Annotated in this window: 15 protein-coding genes; 9 read left to right on the top strand and 6 right to left on the bottom strand. The window is 32.9% G+C overall.

The features are described from left to right. Positions 1 to 107: 107 nt before the first annotated feature. Positions 108 to 812 carry a LytR/AlgR family response regulator transcription factor gene (locus tag Y10_RS11820; protein ID WP_281765594.1) on the top strand — a complete coding sequence of 235 codons (705 nt, stop codon included), beginning with the start codon at positions 108 to 110 and terminating at the stop codon, positions 810 to 812. On the opposite strand, the gene priA is transcribed toward Y10_RS11820, so the two are convergent. Genes priA through nadC form a run of 4 tightly spaced genes read right to left on the bottom strand, consistent with a single transcriptional unit; the run spans position 809 to position 5,503 of the window. After that, positions 809 to 3,262, bottom strand: a complete 2,454-nt coding sequence (priA, locus tag Y10_RS11825; protein ID WP_281765595.1) for a replication restart helicase PriA — start codon at positions 3,260 to 3,262, stop codon at positions 809 to 811. The two genes, Y10_RS11820 and priA, sit on opposite strands and share 4 nt — an antisense overlap. Positions 3,263 to 3,272: 10 nt before the next feature. After that, positions 3,273 to 3,689 carry a DUF2147 domain-containing protein gene (locus tag Y10_RS11830; protein ID WP_281765596.1) on the bottom strand — a complete coding sequence of 139 codons (417 nt, stop codon included), beginning with the start codon at positions 3,687 to 3,689 and terminating at the stop codon, positions 3,273 to 3,275. 21 nt (positions 3,690 to 3,710) lie between these two features. Further along, entirely contained in the window at positions 3,711 to 4,643 is a 933-nt protein-coding gene (locus Y10_RS11835; RefSeq protein ID WP_281765597.1) for a YihY/virulence factor BrkB family protein, read from the bottom strand. Between the two features lie 2 nt (positions 4,644 to 4,645). Beyond that, the gene (gene nadC, locus Y10_RS11840; protein WP_281765598.1) at positions 4,646 to 5,503 is read right to left on the bottom strand and encodes a carboxylating nicotinate-nucleotide diphosphorylase; all 858 of its coding nucleotides are present in this window, start codon (positions 5,501 to 5,503) and stop codon (positions 4,646 to 4,648) included. An 85-nt stretch (positions 5,504 to 5,588) separates the two neighbouring features. On the opposite strand from nadC, the gene rlmH reads away from it, so the two are divergent. Continuing rightward, positions 5,589 to 6,062 carry a 23S rRNA (pseudouridine(1915)-N(3))-methyltransferase RlmH gene (gene rlmH / locus Y10_RS11845; RefSeq protein ID WP_281765599.1) on the top strand — a complete coding sequence of 158 codons (474 nt, stop codon included), beginning with the start codon at positions 5,589 to 5,591 and terminating at the stop codon, positions 6,060 to 6,062. Positions 6,063 to 6,151: 89 nt separating this feature from the next. On the opposite strand, the gene Y10_RS11850 is transcribed toward rlmH, so the two are convergent. Further along, a complete protein-coding gene (locus tag Y10_RS11850; RefSeq protein WP_281765600.1) occupies positions 6,152 to 7,210 on the bottom strand; it encodes a BamA/TamA family outer membrane protein in 1,059 nt (352 codons plus the stop codon). A 97-nt stretch (positions 7,211 to 7,307) separates the two neighbouring features. Between Y10_RS11850 and Y10_RS11855 the strand changes: the two genes are divergently transcribed. The 4 genes from Y10_RS11855 to Y10_RS11870 all read left to right on the top strand — a co-directional run bounded on the left by Y10_RS11855 (position 7,308) and on the right by Y10_RS11870 (position 12,456). Beyond that, positions 7,308 to 7,886, top strand: coding sequence for a non-canonical purine NTP diphosphatase (locus tag Y10_RS11855; RefSeq protein WP_281765601.1), 579 nt, complete (start codon positions 7,308 to 7,310; stop codon positions 7,884 to 7,886). A 207-nt stretch (positions 7,887 to 8,093) separates the two neighbouring features. Next, positions 8,094 to 9,857, top strand: a complete 1,764-nt coding sequence (locus Y10_RS11860; RefSeq protein ID WP_281765602.1) for a DEAD/DEAH box helicase — start codon at positions 8,094 to 8,096, stop codon at positions 9,855 to 9,857. 92 nt (positions 9,858 to 9,949) lie between these two features. Further along, positions 9,950 to 10,723, top strand: coding sequence for a carboxypeptidase-like regulatory domain-containing protein (locus Y10_RS11865; protein WP_281765603.1), 774 nt, complete (start codon positions 9,950 to 9,952; stop codon positions 10,721 to 10,723). 104 nt (positions 10,724 to 10,827) lie between these two features. Beyond that, positions 10,828 to 12,456 carry an alpha-amylase family glycosyl hydrolase gene (locus Y10_RS11870; RefSeq protein WP_281765604.1) on the top strand — a complete coding sequence of 543 codons (1,629 nt, stop codon included), beginning with the start codon at positions 10,828 to 10,830 and terminating at the stop codon, positions 12,454 to 12,456. Here the strand turns inward: Y10_RS11870 and Y10_RS11875 are convergent. Next, positions 12,453 to 12,989 carry an SRPBCC family protein gene (locus Y10_RS11875; RefSeq protein WP_281765605.1) on the bottom strand — a complete coding sequence of 179 codons (537 nt, stop codon included), beginning with the start codon at positions 12,987 to 12,989 and terminating at the stop codon, positions 12,453 to 12,455. The two genes, Y10_RS11870 and Y10_RS11875, sit on opposite strands and share 4 nt — an antisense overlap. A gap of 149 nt (positions 12,990 to 13,138) precedes the next feature. Here Y10_RS11875 and Y10_RS11880 point away from each other — a divergent pair, with 149 nt between their 5' ends. From Y10_RS11880 to Y10_RS11890, 3 genes are read left to right on the top strand one after another with little or no spacing between them, the layout of a single operon-like run. Continuing rightward, positions 13,139 to 14,254 carry a tetratricopeptide repeat protein gene (locus Y10_RS11880; RefSeq protein WP_281765606.1) on the top strand — a complete coding sequence of 372 codons (1,116 nt, stop codon included), beginning with the start codon at positions 13,139 to 13,141 and terminating at the stop codon, positions 14,252 to 14,254. A gap of 22 nt (positions 14,255 to 14,276) precedes the next feature. After that, the gene (locus tag Y10_RS11885; RefSeq protein ID WP_281765607.1) at positions 14,277 to 14,807 is read left to right on the top strand and encodes an RNA polymerase sigma factor; all 531 of its coding nucleotides are present in this window, start codon (positions 14,277 to 14,279) and stop codon (positions 14,805 to 14,807) included. Position 14,808: 1 nt separating this feature from the next. Beyond that, positions 14,809 to 15,576 carry an anti-sigma factor gene (locus tag Y10_RS11890; RefSeq protein WP_281765608.1) on the top strand — a complete coding sequence of 256 codons (768 nt, stop codon included), beginning with the start codon at positions 14,809 to 14,811 and terminating at the stop codon, positions 15,574 to 15,576. Positions 15,577 to 15,753: the final 177 nt, after the last annotated feature.

Here is a 15,753-nt window from a genome sequence, read left to right on the forward strand (position 1 = left end):
TTAAGTTAAAAAAAGCGTTATAAGTACCATATTCATTGTTTATGTGATGATTTTTTTTTAAAATTGTTTCTCAATTAACACTCAAACACACCGCCCTAATAATACTTATGAATCTAAATTGTATCATAGTTGATGATTCTGCTATTCAAAGAATTGCTATATCAAAGCTAGTTTCTAGCCACCCCGCTTTAAATCTACTAGCAGAGTACTCCAACGCAATGGATGCTAAAAATGCGTTGAAACATAACAAAACTGACCTTATATTTCTAGATATAGAAATGCCTATTATCAGTGGCTTTGATTTATTAGAATCATTAAAAGAGCCGCCTCAAATTATTTTAATTACAGGTAAAGCAGAATATGCTCTAAAGGCTTTTGAATATGATGTTACAGATTACTTACACAAACCCGTTAAAAAAGAACGTTTTGACTTGGCGGTAAAAAAAGCCATTGCACAGTACGAACTTAAAAATAATAAAGGCTTTACAGACGATGATGAGCATATTTTCGTTAAAAGTAATTTAAAGAAGAGGAAAGTATACCTTGGAACTATAAAATGGGTTGAAGCTTTAGGTGACTATATTAAACTTGTTACTGATGAAGCTAATATTGTAGTACTATCTACTATGAAATCTTTTGAAGGAGAATTGCCTGAAGATCGTTTTTTACGTATACACAAATCATACATTATCAATTTAGAACGTGTAGAGAACTTTAACAGTAAAAATGTTGAAGTTGGAGGTAAATCATTACCCTTAAGTAGAAACAAAAAATTAGCACTAGCTGAGGCTTTAGAAAACTTTAAAAGTTAATACACATCTACATTTATTAAAACTCGCACACTTTTAAATTCAGGAATAGAAGAAAAACTGGTATTAATTTTAGTTAATACCTTTTTTGTTTTCTGTAAAGACTGTTTTGGTGGCACTTTTAAAAGCACATTTTTCAAGTAGTAATTTCTAATTCTTGATACTGGCGGAAACTCCGGCCCCAATACATGATTCTGAAAACTATTACGCATAGAAGTAGCAAACCAATCTGATGCTTTATTAACTTTTGCGTAATCTTTATCTTTAAAGGTTATTTTTATTAACTTATAAAACGGAGGATATTTATACAAATAACGTTCTTGAAGTTGTTCCTTGCTCATATGCTCATAATCGTTTACAGTAACTTGCTGTAAAATTTGATGATATGGATTATAAGTTTGAATAAGAACCTTCCCTCGTTTTTTTGTTCTTCCTGCCCTACCAGCTACTTGTTGTAACAATTGAAAACTACGCTCATGCGCTCTAAAATCAGGAAAATTGATGAGATTATCGGCATTCATTACCCCCACTAGCGTAATATTTCTAAAATCTAGTCCTTTAGTAACCATTTGAGTTCCTACCAATATATCAATCTCATGTTGTTCAAAGGCTGTTATTATTTTTTCATGAGCATGTTTACCTCTAGTTGCATCTAAGTCCATCCTCGCCACCGAAGCCTTTGGAAAAAGCTCTTTTAATTCTTCCTCTATCTGTTCCGTACCAAAACCTTTAGTATCTAAATCGTCACTACCACAAGCAAGACATTTTACTTGCATAGCCATATGATACCCACAATAATGGCAACGCAACTGATTTTTAAACTGGTGATAAGTTAAGCTAACATCACAATTTGGACACTGAGGAGAGTGCCCACACGTATTACATTCTAAAATAGGCGCATACCCCCTTCTATTCTGAAAAAGTATTATTTGTTCCTTTTCTTCTAAAGTCTTTTCAATTTCTTTAATCAGCCTTTCAGAAAAATGTCCTTTCATACGTTTTTTCCTGTGCGCCTCTTTAATATCAACCAATTCCATATCGGGCATTAACACATCGCCATACCTTCTATTTAATACTACATACCCATATTTTTCCTGTATAGCATTATAATAACTCTCTAAACTTGGCGTAGCAGATCCTAATAAAACATTTGCCTTAAACTGGGAAGCTAATACTATGGCCGCATCTCTAGCTTGGTATCGCGGAGCAGGATCATGTTGTTTAAATGTAGTTTCATGCTCTTCATCTACCACTATTAACCCTAAATTTTGAAATGGTAAAAACATTGCAGAACGCGCCCCTAAAACTATCTGTGCTTTAGATTTATTATTCAAAACATTATTCCAAACCTCTATGCGTTCATTAACAGTATACTTTGAATGAAATACACTTACCTTCTCTGCAAAATAATTTTGCAATCTATGTATCAACTGCGCTGTTAACGCTATTTCTGGTAACAAATAAAGTACTTGTTTTCCCTGCGCTATTACCTCTTCAATAAGTTTTACATAGATTTCTGTTTTACCAGAAGAGGTAACTCCATGCAATAAGGTTACCGTATGTTTCTCAAAAGAAGACTTTATATTATGAAAAGCATCCGCTTGGTAAGTATTTAAAACTCCCGAAGCTACTCCTTCTTCCCCATCATATTCTACCCTATCCTGCTGAACATAAAACTCCTCTAATATTTCTTTAGTCACTAAAGATTTTATCACAGCTGAGGAAACCCCAGACTTAGCCATTAAATCAGTAACTTTTACAGACTTTCCTGTTACAGCACTTAGCGTAAACAACGAAAGAATAACCTCTCTCTGTTTGCGGGCTCTTGATAATGTACCTAACAATTCTTGCAAAGCTTCCTCTGAAGTATATGCTTCCTTTAACCTAATACATTTAACTAACTTTGGTTTGTATTGCTCTACTATTTCCTCTTTTAAAACAACAATATCCTTAGCTAAAAGTCTTTTTATAATGGGAAGTATATTCTTTTTATCTACTATTGCATTAATATCTTGAATACTTATTGATGCTTGGTATTGTAATGCTTCATACACTAAGAAATCATCATCTTTTAATTCTGCTTCCTCAACCTCAACATCGGCATTTAAGCATACCAAAGTTTCACTCTCTAACAAAAAACCCGATGGTAATGCCGCTTTATAAACCTCACCAATAGCACACATATAGTAAGAAGCTATCCATTCCCAAAATTTTATTTGAGCAACAGTTACTATAGGTTCATCGTCAAGAATTTGATGTATTTCTTTTGCCTCGTAATGTATTGGCGGTACATTGTGTAAACTATAAGCTAATGCAGTGTAAATTTTTGATTTACCAAAAGGTACCGCTATACGCATACCTGGCTTAATAAACTGAGCCTCTTCTTCCGTTATGGCATACGTAAAAAAACGTTCTACCGGAATTGGTATAATTACATCTACAAAATACGTCATAAACGCAAAGTTAATCTTCTATTCTATACCATTTCTGAGTTCGGTAAAAAAATGCAAGATATCCCCTCACGTGAAGAACATCACTATTATGCTCATCTAACCATAGTTTACATCTGTAGAATTTACCAGAATCAGGATTCAAAATTTCACCACCTTCGTATTTATCTCCAGCTTTCTTCATATTCTCAATAACCACCATACCTTCTACCTTTTTATTTTTCCTATGGTCATCACAATCTTTACACACGGCATCTTTCTTATCTGGGTTTAATAACTCTAGTATCTTACCGTATACAATACCGTCCTTCTCATAAATATGAACTATACAACGGGCTTTACCATTTTTGTCATCTACCATTTTCCACTTACCCAAAACAGATTGCGCACTACCGCTGCAAACAAAGCTCAGTGCTATGATTGCAAACATAATTTTTCTTAAAAACATAGTTTATTCGTTATTTTTAAGGCTCATCAGGGCAGCATTTAACTCATATCCCAATAGTAGTAAATTAGAGTTCAGCCATATATAAAGCATAAATATCAATAAGGCTCCAATTGATCCGTACAACTCATTATAGTTGTTAAAATTTTCTATATAAATACCAAACAAATAGGTGGTAATTATAATAAGAATGGTAGTTAATAGTGCTCCTGGTGAAAAAAACCTTGATTCTTTTCCATCAACAGTACCAAAATAATATAAAATTGCTGTAGATAGGTAAGTGATTACAATAAATAACAAAACTTTCACAATTGTTACTCCTATCTCATCACTACTTATATATCCGTAATCTGTTAAATTCTGAACTACATAAGTTTCTAGATCCACTTCAAAATAAATAAAAACAGCTACAAATATTAATAACAATAATGACAACATTAAGGCCACCATTATAGACATTAAATATTGCCTAAAATAATTACGTTTTTCTTTACTGTGATAAGAGTTTTCAAAACCACCAAAAATAGCATTTACCCCATTAGCCATTAAAAAAATGGAAAGCACAAAAACCGATGACAGCAACCCCCCTCTTTTTCTATTGGCAATATCCTCAAAAACAGGATCAAAAAAGTTTGCAGTTTTAGGCGGCAATAAACCCTCAATGAAGCCTAGAAAATTATGCTGAAAATCGTCTACAGGAACATACGGTATCAAGTTCATCAGAAAAAGTAAAAACGGAAAAATAGCAATAAAAAAGCTATAAGAAATTGCAGCAGCTCTATAAGAAAGAGCTCCCTTTACAATTCCTAAGATATACATTTCAAGTACATCATATAGAGAGATACCTTCAAAAGCACTCAGTTTAAAACGCTTTAAAACATCTACTAAATTCCTTACTAATGGTATTTTCCGAAGTTTACTTTCTACCGCTTCAGACATGGTTATACAGCTTTTAAGCTTAAATCCATATTGTAAATTGAATGTGTAATAGCACCTGAAGAAATAAAGTCAACTCCACATTCTGCGTACTGTCTAATTGTTTCTTCATTAATATTACCAGAAGACTCTGTTAAACATTTGTCCCCTATTAATGCTACCGCCTTTTTAGTATCTTCAAATGAAAAATTATCTAGTAAAATCCTATATACCCCATCACTTTTTAAGATTTCTTCAACCTCTCCTAAATCACGGGCTTCAACTATAATCTTTAAATCTTTATGAATATCCTCTAAGTAACTTTGGGTTTTACTTATTGCTTGTGTGATACCGCCTGCAAAATCTATATGATTATCTTTTAGCATAATCATATCATACAATGCAAATCTATGATTTACACCACCACCAATTCTTACCGCCCACTTTTCAAGTGCTCTAATACCTGGTGTGGTTTTTCTGGTATCTAATAATTTTGTAGTTGTACCGTCTAAAAGGTCTACAAAAAATTTTGTCTTAGTAGCTATAGCACTCATACGTTGCATAGCATTTAATAATAATCGTTCTGCTTTTAAAATAGATTGTGAAGAACCTGAAACATAAAAAACAACATCTCCGTTTTTAACTTTCTGACCATCATGTATAAAGGTTTCTGTTTCTAACAAAGGATCTACATAATTTAAAACCATTTTAGCAAACTCTACTCCGGCTATAACGCCTTCGTCTTTTACTAAAAGTTTTGCTTTTCCTAATGCGTCTTCTGGAATACATGCCAATGAACTGTGGTCTCCTTCACCAACATCTTCTCTAATGGCATTGGCTATAATAATGGATAACTCATCTTGAAATTGAGTTTCTGAAATCATGTTTTAAGAATTTACAGCTAAAATAAAAAATTATAGGTTACAACATCATCAAAATCTCTTATAAAAGCTTCCTTATATTTGCAATATGAATATTAAGATTATAGCCATAGGCAAAACAGATAGTGCGCAATTAAAAGAACTAATTGACCTTTATGCTAAAAGAATTGGGTTCTACGTTAATTTTGAACTTGATATTATTCCTGATATCAAAAACAGTAAAAATTTATCGGAGGCTCAACAGAAGGATAAAGAAGGTGACTTAATTTTAAAAAAATTACAACCTACCGATGTTATGGTTCTTTTAGATGAACGTGGAAAAACATTTAATTCAGTTCAATTTTCAGACTATTTACAAAAGAAAATGAATGCTGGCATTAAACAACTCGTCTTTGTAATTGGTGGCCCTTATGGCTTTTCAGATGCTATCTATCAAAAAGCGCAAGGCAAAGTATCATTATCACAAATGACTTTTTCGCATCAAATGGTTCGTTTATTTATAACCGAGCAAATTTACAGAGCTTTTACTATTTTAAGAAACGAGCCTTATCACCATCAATAACTATTGTTCAGGAAGATTACTAATAATACAAATACGCCATTTTCTTTTTAACCACAATAGACATAATTATATACTTATTATTAAGGTATTTAAAACGCTTCTCCTATTCTAAAATACACGCCCCAATCATCCTTCCCTAAAGCTCCGTCTACACCTACTGTAAACGGACTATCTTTAAATGCCTTGTATCTGTACCCTACACCTATACCAGGGTAAATATCCCAATTGAAATCTTCAGTATCAGAACCGTAAATGGTAGCTAGCCCTAAAAAACCGGTTACTCCCATTCTATCGGCAAAATTCAATCTATACTCTCCTTGTAAAGACAACAAGCCGTCCCCTCGATACTTTCCCTCAGTATACCCCCTGATATCCTTTCCTCCTAAAACCTCTTGTTGCTCAAAACCTATATCTCCCAAACCAAAACTCCCTGCAACTCTTGTTGCCAACACATCGTTTCCTTTGTGCAATGGCCAATATTTATTATAATCTACAAAAACTCTGTTAGCCTGTTCATCGTTTCCTAACCAGGTTTGATATGTTTGCCATCTAAACTTACCCAAATACCCACTTGTTGGATAATATACATTATCCCGAGTATCTGATAGCAAGTTAGGCTCTAAGGCAAAGGTTTTACTACTAGTAGCATCCGTAACTCCATAATAATCAGTTTCAAAATCAAAGTATGAAAAACTTAATCCTACATACAGCTTTTTACTCACCTTTCTTTTCACCCCTACATTAAAGAAAGTGCTTTTAGTTGCAAAATCATAAAAACCAGCTGAATACTCATCAGACATAAAAAACTGAGAGTTATGATCACCCGTTCCAAAATAAGATTGCAATCGCCATTGATCTTCTTTAAAATACCACCTACTAAAAGCCACTACAAAAAAAGAACCGTTTGTAGTGTAAACTGCTGCTGCCCCAGACAATGATTTTGGCGACAATTTATCTTCTTGATTTACCTTATACATTACCATAGGTACCAACCCAAACATAAACTCAAGATTTCTATTGTAACTTACATAAGGCATAAAGGTAAATTCAACTTTTTTATCTTGCGTTTCTTTAACTTTACCTTCTTCTTGAGAATATAGCATACCACTAAGCATACTTAAAATAGATATAAGAATAATTTTTTTCATAGCAACAAGATGGTTCTTGGTTAATAGTTAACTTTGCACAGTAAACCATGTTCACTAATTTACAACATATTACCATAAAAACCTTTATAAAATAACTATGAAAATTGTCTTTGCTACCCGTAACGAAAATAAAGCAAAAGAGATTAAAGCCTTATTGCCCAAACACATAGAAATTTTAAGTTTGAATGATATTGGATGTTCTGAAGAAATTGAAGAGACAGAAGCCACCATTGAAGGCAATGCTGTTTTAAAGGCTAAATACATAAAGGAAAATTATAATTACGACTGTTTTGCAGATGATACCGGTTTAGAAGTAAAAAGTCTTAATGGTGCGCCTGGCGTGTTTTCTGCAAGGTATGCAGGCGAAGAAAAAGATGCCAATGCTAATATGGACAAACTTTTAAAGGAATTAGCTTCACACACCAACAGAGAGGCACAATTTAAAACCGTTATAGCATTAACATTAAACAATGAAACGTACACCTTTGAAGGTATAGCCACTGGAGAAATCACTAAAGAAAAGCATGGAAACCAAGGTTTTGGATACGATCCAATTTTTTTACCAACAGGATACAAGAATACTTTTGCAGAACTAAGTTTTGAAGAAAAAAACAAAATAAGCCACAGAGGTTTAGCTATTCAAAAATTAATTAAATTTTTAAACAGCAGAGAATAATTATCATTTCTGCACAAGCTCACAGGGTGCTGTTATTAAACAATACTTTTAAATAAAGACAAATAATTAAGGTATTTAACCTCTATTATTGAATAAAAAACACCCCATAAATATTTGATTATCAAATTGGTTATTTAAAATAATTAACCACAAATTATTCAATACCAATAATTAAATATACCTTTGCAGCCAATTTTAAATACATATATGAATAAATTTGAACAATTAGGACTGAACGAACAGCTACTAGACGCCATTAGAGAAATGGGCTTCGAATCCCCGTCAGAAGTTCAGGAGAAAGCTATTCCGGTCCTTTTAGAGCAACACACAGATATGGTTGCTCTTGCACAAACGGGAACTGGGAAAACAGCTGCATTCGGCTTTCCTTTAATTCAAAAAATTGACACCTTTAACAACACAACACAAGGTTTAATCCTTTCTCCTACTAGAGAGTTGTGTTTACAAATTGCACAAGAGCTTAAAAACTATTCTAAATTTGTAAATAATTTAAGAGTAGTAGCTATATATGGTGGTGCAAGTATTAGTGAGCAAGCTAGAGAAGTAAGAAGAGGGGCTCATATTATAGTAGCTACCCCAGGTAGAATGCAAGATATGATTAACCGTAATATGGTTGATATATCTAATATTGATGTATGCGTACTTGATGAGGCTGATGAAATGTTAAACATGGGATTCTATGAAGATATCTCTTCTATTTTATCACACACGCCTAGAGAAAAAGCTACATGGTTATTCTCTGCTACCATGCCTAAAGAAGTAGCAGCAATTGCTAAAAAATTCATGAGTTCTCCACTAGAAGTAACTGTGGGAACTAAAAACTCATCTTCTAAAAACGTACAACACGAATATTACACTGTTAGTGGTCGTGACCGTTATTTAGCACTGAAAAGATTAGCTGATGCCAACCCTGATATTTTCTCTGTAATCTTTTGTAGAACCAAAAGAGACACACAAAGTGTTGCAGAAAAATTAATTGAAGATGGTTATAGCGCAGCTGCTTTACACGGAGATTTAAGCCAGAACCAACGTGATTTGGTTATGAAATCTTTCCGTACCAGACAAATTCAAATGCTTGTAGCTACAGACGTTGCTGCTAGGGGTATTGATGTAGATGATATTACACACGTAATTAACTACCAATTACCAGATGAAATTGAAACCTATACACACCGAAGTGGTCGTACAGGTAGAGCTGGTAAATCAGGTGTTTCTATGGTTATTATTACGCGTAGCGAAAGCAGAAAAATTGGAGCTATTGAGCGTATTATCAAAACCAAATTTGAAGCTAAGCAGATTCCTAATGCTGAAGAAATTTGTGAAATTCAATTATACCACTTAGCTAGTAAGATTAAAGAAACTGAAATTAATGACGAAGTAGAAAACTTTTTACCAGCCATTCAAGATGTTTTAGAAGGTATAGACCGTGAAAATCTTATTAAGAAAATGGTATCTGTTGAGTTTTCTAGATTTGCTAACTATTACAGAAACGCTAAAGACCTTAATGCACAAGCTACAGGTGGGCAAAGAGATAGAAATAGCAGACCAGATGAATTACCTACAGATGGAGACGTAAGATACTTTATCAACGTTGGTGAAAAAGATGGTTACGATTGGAAAACACTTAAAGATTTTCTTAAAGAAACTCTTAGCCTAGGCAGAGACGACGTATTTAAGGTAGATGTAAAAGAGAGCTTCTCATTTTTTAATACAGAAGCTACCCATACTGAAGCTGTACTTAATATGTTTAGCCAGTTTAAAATGGATGGAAGATTTATTAATGTTGAAATTTCTAAAAACACCGGAAGACGTGGAAACGGCGGCGGTGGAAGAAGAAGAGACGGACGCAGAAATGATTCTAACAGACGAGGTGATTCAAGAAATTCTAACAGAAGAAATGATTCTGGTAAAAACTTTTCTAAAGGTAAAAGCAAAAGATCTAACAGAAGATAAGATTTATTCTTGTTAAAGAATATTTAAAAATTACTTGAGTTAGCCATTTTTTTTGGCAGCTTTTAGTACATTTATTGCCTATAGTTTTACAGATGAAATATTACTTTTTAAGCATATTCTTATTTTTTACGTTAGTAACCTTCGGACAAACTGAAAAGGAGAATGATTCTCTTGTTATTGGTAAGGTTATCAATGCGCAAGATGGTTCAGCAATTTCCAGTGTCCATGTTTTAAATCTTAGTAGAGTTAAAGGTACACTTACCAATAGCAAAGGTGAGTTTTCTTTAAAAGCATCTGCTAATGATACTTTATACTTTTCTTATTTAGGTTTTAAATCTATTAAAGTGAAGGTAACTAACGATATGATTAATATACCTGGTACGGTTATTAAACTTACCGAATTAGCGTATGCTTTAGAAGAAGTAGTTGTACAACCTTATGAATTAACTGGGTATCTAGAAGTAGATTCTAAAAATGCACCAGTAAACGATAACCAACGTTACAGCATAGCTGGATTAAACTTAGGTTACGAAGCTGGTACTAGTAATAAGGGTGCTGTTAGCAAGGTTTTAGGAGCCATTTTTAATCCTGCAGACTTTCTCTACAATATGTTTGGTAAAAAACCAAAACAAATGAGAAAGCTAAGACAAATTAAAGATGATGAATCTATTAGATCTATGCTAGCTACTAAATTCGATAGAGAAACCCTAGTAGCCCTACTTCAAATAGAAGAAAGTGAATTAGAAGAAATTTTATTACACTGTAATTACTCTAAAAGTTTTATAAAAACAGCAAACGATTTGCAAATACTAGATGCTATAAGTGGCTGTTATGAAGAGTATAAAGTTTTACATAGAGCGAATTAATTTACATAGATGTAATACAACAACATAATTTTTTAATTACCTTTAAATCTAACATCGATCAAAAGATGTTAGATTTTTTTTTGTTCACACTTATACCCTATTGCATGGAAATTAAAAAATTTGAAAGTATATCCCCCGTTGAAAAAGAGAAAGCACCCTTTGTATGGGCAGGTGCCAATGTATATTTTTTAATAACCGACAGGTTTTGTAATGGTAAAACGGATAACGATGTTAATTTTGAACGAAACCTTGATACAGGTAGTTTGCGAAACTTTTTAGGGGGCGACCTTAAAGGAATAACTCGTAAAATAAAAGAAGGTTACTTTAATGATTTAGGGGTTAATGCCATTTGGTTTACTCCTATTGTAGAACAAATACATGGAACCGTAGATGAAGGTTCTGGTAACACCTACGGATATCATGGGTATTGGGCTAAAGACTGGAGTGCTATTGATCCTAATTTTGGTACAGAAGCAGATTTAGAAGAACTGGTTACTGTTGCTCATAACCACGGCATTAGACTTTTAATGGATGTGGTTATAAACCATACCGGGCCTATTACAGAAAAAGACCCTGTATGGCCGCAAGATTGGGTACGTACCGGACCCGTATGTAGTTATAACAACTATGAAAACACCACCGACTGTACCTTGGTTGCTAACCTACCAGATGTTAGAACCGAAAGTAATGAAGATGTTGAGTTACCCGATTTTTTAAAAGAAAAATGGCAAAACGAAGGTAGACTTGAACAAGAACTTAAAGAGTTAGATGCGTTTTTTGAAAGAACGGGATACCCTAGATCTCCAAAGCACCATATTGTAAAATGGTTAACCGACTATGTTAGAGAATTTGGTATTGATGGTTTTAGAGTAGATACCGTAAAACATGTAGATGAAGATGTTTGGGCAATTTTAAGAGCAGAAGCCAACTATGCCTTTGACCAATGGAAAACACAACACCCTGATAAAGTTTTAGATGACAACGATTTTTTTATGGTTGGTGAAGTATATGGGTATAGAATATCTGATGGTCAGTGGTATGATTTTGGAGATAAAAAAGTAAACTATTTTGATTATGGTTTTAATGCACTTATCAATTTTCAGTTTAAACTAGACGCTAACGGTGATTATGAAAGTATTTTTAGCAAAAATGATTTTCACTTACACCACGATCTTCAAGGATATACTACTATGAACTACACCAGCTCTCATGATGATGGTGATCCTTTTGACAGAAACAGAGAACGACCATTTAATGCAGCTACAAAACTATTATTAGCACCTGGAGTATCCCAAATTTATTATGGTGATGAAACAGCCCGCTCTTTATGGGTTGATGGTGCTCAAGGAGATGCTAACCTACGTTCATTTATGAATTGGGGAGATGTATCTGGAAATCCTTTAATTAAAAATTTATTTAGGCATTATAGCCGATTAGGACAATTTAGAGCTAAACACCCAGCTGTAGGTGCAGGTGCACACAAAATGTTAAGTGCTAGCCCCTACTTTTTTAGTAGAACCTACACTACCGATGATTATACCGATACTGTTTTAATAGGTATTGATGTACCAGAGGGTGAGAAATCCTTTTTTGTAGGTAACACATTCCCAGATGATACATTGCTATTGGAGTTTTATAGCCATATACCGGTAGTTGTAAAACATAAAAGAATAAAATTTACCACGCCACATACCGTGGTTTTATTAGCAAAAGAAAAGCCGGAAAACATTTAATGTTCCGGCTTATTTTCTAATATAGCTTTTAAATTGCTTAACCCCTCTTCAAAATCGCGCCCCACAGCTTTATCCATATTCATAAATAACATAAAAATGCTAAACGGAAACTTATTCTTCCCAGCAAATCCCCAGATTATCTTTGTACCTTCCGTAACCTCTTCTACCCTTAGGTAAGCATCTGATTGTGATTTCCAAGGTCTAAAAAACCTTAATTTACTAGCTACCAATTCACCTTCTACAATCATTAAAATCTCCTGTTCCCCTGCTCCTACCTCCTTATTTCCTTCCCAAGCACTTATAAAACCAACGGTTCCATCTGTTCCTTTATACGTTTTCTTCATAGCAGGATCTTTTTTATTCCAAGGAGACCACAAATCTTGATTCTTCAAATACTTTAAAAATTCAAATACATCTTCTCTTGCAGTTTTCACGATAATACTCCTATGCACATTATAATTTTTTGGAGCAATAAAGCCTAAAAAAGCAATGACAGTTATCAATATTAAAAGAATGTAAACAATGGTCATCATCTTAGTAACAGTTTATAAGTTAGCATTTAAATATAACAAACATTTTATATGATTATTTAAGAATAGTAAAGATTATTCAACATATTTCGTTATTTTTATAAAAATCAACAAATAACACTTTAATCTAAAAACTAACTTTATAATAGCTTATGAAAATAAAGACATTGCTTTTTATTTGCTATGTCCTGTTTATTCAATTATCAGGGGCACAAGAAGGTGAAGATGTTTCTCAAACAGATTCATTAGATGTATTTTTTAAATACGTGCAAAACTTAAATGACGCTATTGAAACAAATGATCAGGATTTTATTATAGATAATTTTGATACTAATACCATTGATAAGATTTTAAGTCAATCTCCTGATAGTACCAACAGTTTATACAAAAGAGCTATTACTGTAGGGTTAAAATCATTTACTCACAAACTCTACACTTCTATTTCTACTGGTAGTTATTATGACTTTATTAATTACTCAGATGGAGATACTGAAGACAGCTATTATGCGCTATTCAGGCTCTTTTCTGAAGATACTGGTATTAACTATCATCAATATAAAATAAGCAAACAGGACAGTACTTATGTAATTAATGATGTATTTATATTACTCTCTGGTGAGTATTTAAGTGCTACTTTAGGCAATACCTTTAGAAATTCTTTTGTAAAAAATAGCGATAACGATAAAAACCTGTATAACAAATTTATTGTGCTTAAAAACATGGGCATGGACTCTAAAGCTTATGAAGTTGCAAAAAAAATTAAAGACACTACGTATTTAAGTAAAAGCTTTCTGATACTAAAAGCCAAGGCTGCTGCTACTGTAAGTGATGATGATTACAAGCAGTGCTTGAAAGATGTTTTAGAGCGATTTCCCTCAGACCCTAATTTGGCACTTCTTTCTCTTGATTATTATTACATGGACAAAGACTTTAATAATTTATTTAGAGCCATAGATCAATTAGAAAACTATACAGACGATGATTTTCTGCGATACCTAAAAGGAAACTACGCTTATGAAATTGAAGAATTTCATTTAGCACAAGAATCTTTTGAATATATAGTAGACAATTATCCTACCTTTTTATCTGCAGAACTGATGCTTATTCAAACTTACGATAAGTTAAAAAACAATAAAGGAGTAGTAACCTTATTAGATGATTTAATTAGTGATGGCTACTCAAAAGATGATCTTATAGATTATGTAAAAACGGATATTACTGATTTTTATAAATCTAAAGATTTCAAAAGCTGGAAAAGAAAACATTAACCCTATTAATAGTGTGTAAAATATGAGTCAGGAAGAGTTAGTGATATTAATTAAGAAAAAGGACCCCAGGTCTTTTGATTATTTATACGATATGTATGCCGACAATTTATTTGGCGTAATACATACTATTTTAAAAAATAAAGAAGAGTCTGAAGATGTTTTGCAAGAAGCCTTTGTGAAAATTTGGAACAATCTTGATGCATACGATGATAACAAGGGACGATTTTTTACTTGGATTCTAAATATTGCTCGTAATTTGGCTATAGATAAGTACAGATCTAAGGGGTTTAATAACCACAAGAAAAACCTTAGCACTGAAAATTTCGTAGATATCATAAAAGGATCTTATTCTTTAAATGCTAGTACAGATGCTATTGGAATTAAAAAGTTTATTAAAAAACTAAAGCCCACATGTATTAAAATTATCGACCTTTTATTTTTTAAAGGTTTTACACAAAAAGAAGCTTCAGAAGAACTTGATATTCCATTAGGTACTGTAAAAACCAGGAATAGAGCCTGTATTAATGAATTAAGAAACATGTTAGATAATTAAAATGACGCCAGAAGAGTTAATTACATCAGGACAATTAGAATTATTTGTATATGGATCACTTTCCCCTGAAGAAAATGAAGAAATTATACAAATGGCAAAGCAGCACGAAATTATTAGAGAAGAGATTGCTGCTATTGAAACTGCCTTATATAGGCTATCTACATATTCATCTCCTTACTTAAGCGCAAGAAATTATGAGCGTATTAAGGCTGCCTTAAATATTAGTAGTCGTAGTATTGGTAAAACTTATAAAACGCACGCTTTTATTGGGTATGCAGCATCTATATTATTCTTAATAGGATTAGGTTTTGTTTTTTACAACTACAACATAGCTACAGAAAATTATGAAGTGGTAAGTACAGAAAAAACAGAATTAAAAAATGAGGTAGAAAAATTAAACCGTGAAAAAGCGGTATTAAATGAGATTAGAGAAACCACATATACCAGAGTTGCACTAGGTGGTCAAACGGTAGCTCCAAATTCATCTGCAAGTATCTATTGGGATCAAGAATCGCATCAGGTATATGTAGATGTTAAAAATCTACCAGAGCCGCCAGAAGGTAAAGTATATCAAGTATGGTCGCTACAGCTAGAACCTGCTTTGGTACCTACCAGCATAGGGGTATTAGACGGATATGTGAATTCTGATATTAAAATATTTAAAATAGACAATGTAACAGAGGCACAAGGTTTTGGTATTACACTAGAACCCGAAGGAGGAAGCGAAACACCTACACTCACGCAACTGTACACCTTAGGAAAAGTATAAAAGGAAAAAGGGCTTCTTATTAAGAAGCCCTTTACTATTCTAACAACCAAACTAAAACAATTTTAATACTAAAACCTAACCTAAACTTTATGAAAATGTTGTTAGAATCTATGAAGAATACAACTTTTTTTATAGTATATACGAGGAAAGATTATATTTGGTTTTAAGAAGATTAAA

It is taken from the genome of Neptunitalea lumnitzerae, from assembly GCF_027924185.1.
Taxonomy (GTDB): domain Bacteria; phylum Bacteroidota; class Bacteroidia; order Flavobacteriales; family Flavobacteriaceae; genus Neptunitalea; species Neptunitalea lumnitzerae.

Coding starts and splice junctions, on each gene's coding strand:
- Y10_RS11855 (WP_281765601.1), top strand. CDS start 7,308: ATGAAAATTGTCTTTGCTACCCGTAACGAAAATAAAGCAAAAGAGATT.
- Y10_RS11820 (WP_281765594.1), top strand. CDS start 108: ATGAATCTAAATTGTATCATAGTTGATGATTCTGCTATTCAAAGAATT.
- rlmH (WP_281765599.1), top strand. CDS start 5,589: ATGAATATTAAGATTATAGCCATAGGCAAAACAGATAGTGCGCAATTA.
- Y10_RS11830 (WP_281765596.1), bottom strand. CDS start 3,689: ATGTTTGCAATCATAGCACTGAGCTTTGTTTGCAGCGGTAGTGCGCAA.
- Y10_RS11860 (WP_281765602.1), top strand. CDS start 8,094: ATGAATAAATTTGAACAATTAGGACTGAACGAACAGCTACTAGACGCC.
- Y10_RS11890 (WP_281765608.1), top strand. CDS start 14,809: ATGACGCCAGAAGAGTTAATTACATCAGGACAATTAGAATTATTTGTA.
- Y10_RS11880 (WP_281765606.1), top strand. CDS start 13,139: ATGAAAATAAAGACATTGCTTTTTATTTGCTATGTCCTGTTTATTCAA.
- Y10_RS11850 (WP_281765600.1), bottom strand. CDS start 7,210: ATGAAAAAAATTATTCTTATATCTATTTTAAGTATGCTTAGTGGTATG.
- nadC (WP_281765598.1), bottom strand. CDS start 5,503: ATGATTTCAGAAACTCAATTTCAAGATGAGTTATCCATTATTATAGCC.
- Y10_RS11885 (WP_281765607.1), top strand. CDS start 14,277: ATGAGTCAGGAAGAGTTAGTGATATTAATTAAGAAAAAGGACCCCAGG.
- Y10_RS11835 (WP_281765597.1), bottom strand. CDS start 4,643: ATGTCTGAAGCGGTAGAAAGTAAACTTCGGAAAATACCATTAGTAAGG.
- Y10_RS11875 (WP_281765605.1), bottom strand. CDS start 12,989: ATGATGACCATTGTTTACATTCTTTTAATATTGATAACTGTCATTGCT.
- Y10_RS11870 (WP_281765604.1), top strand. CDS start 10,828: ATGGAAATTAAAAAATTTGAAAGTATATCCCCCGTTGAAAAAGAGAAA.
- priA (WP_281765595.1), bottom strand. CDS start 3,262: ATGACGTATTTTGTAGATGTAATTATACCAATTCCGGTAGAACGTTTT.
- Y10_RS11865 (WP_281765603.1), top strand. CDS start 9,950: ATGAAATATTACTTTTTAAGCATATTCTTATTTTTTACGTTAGTAACC.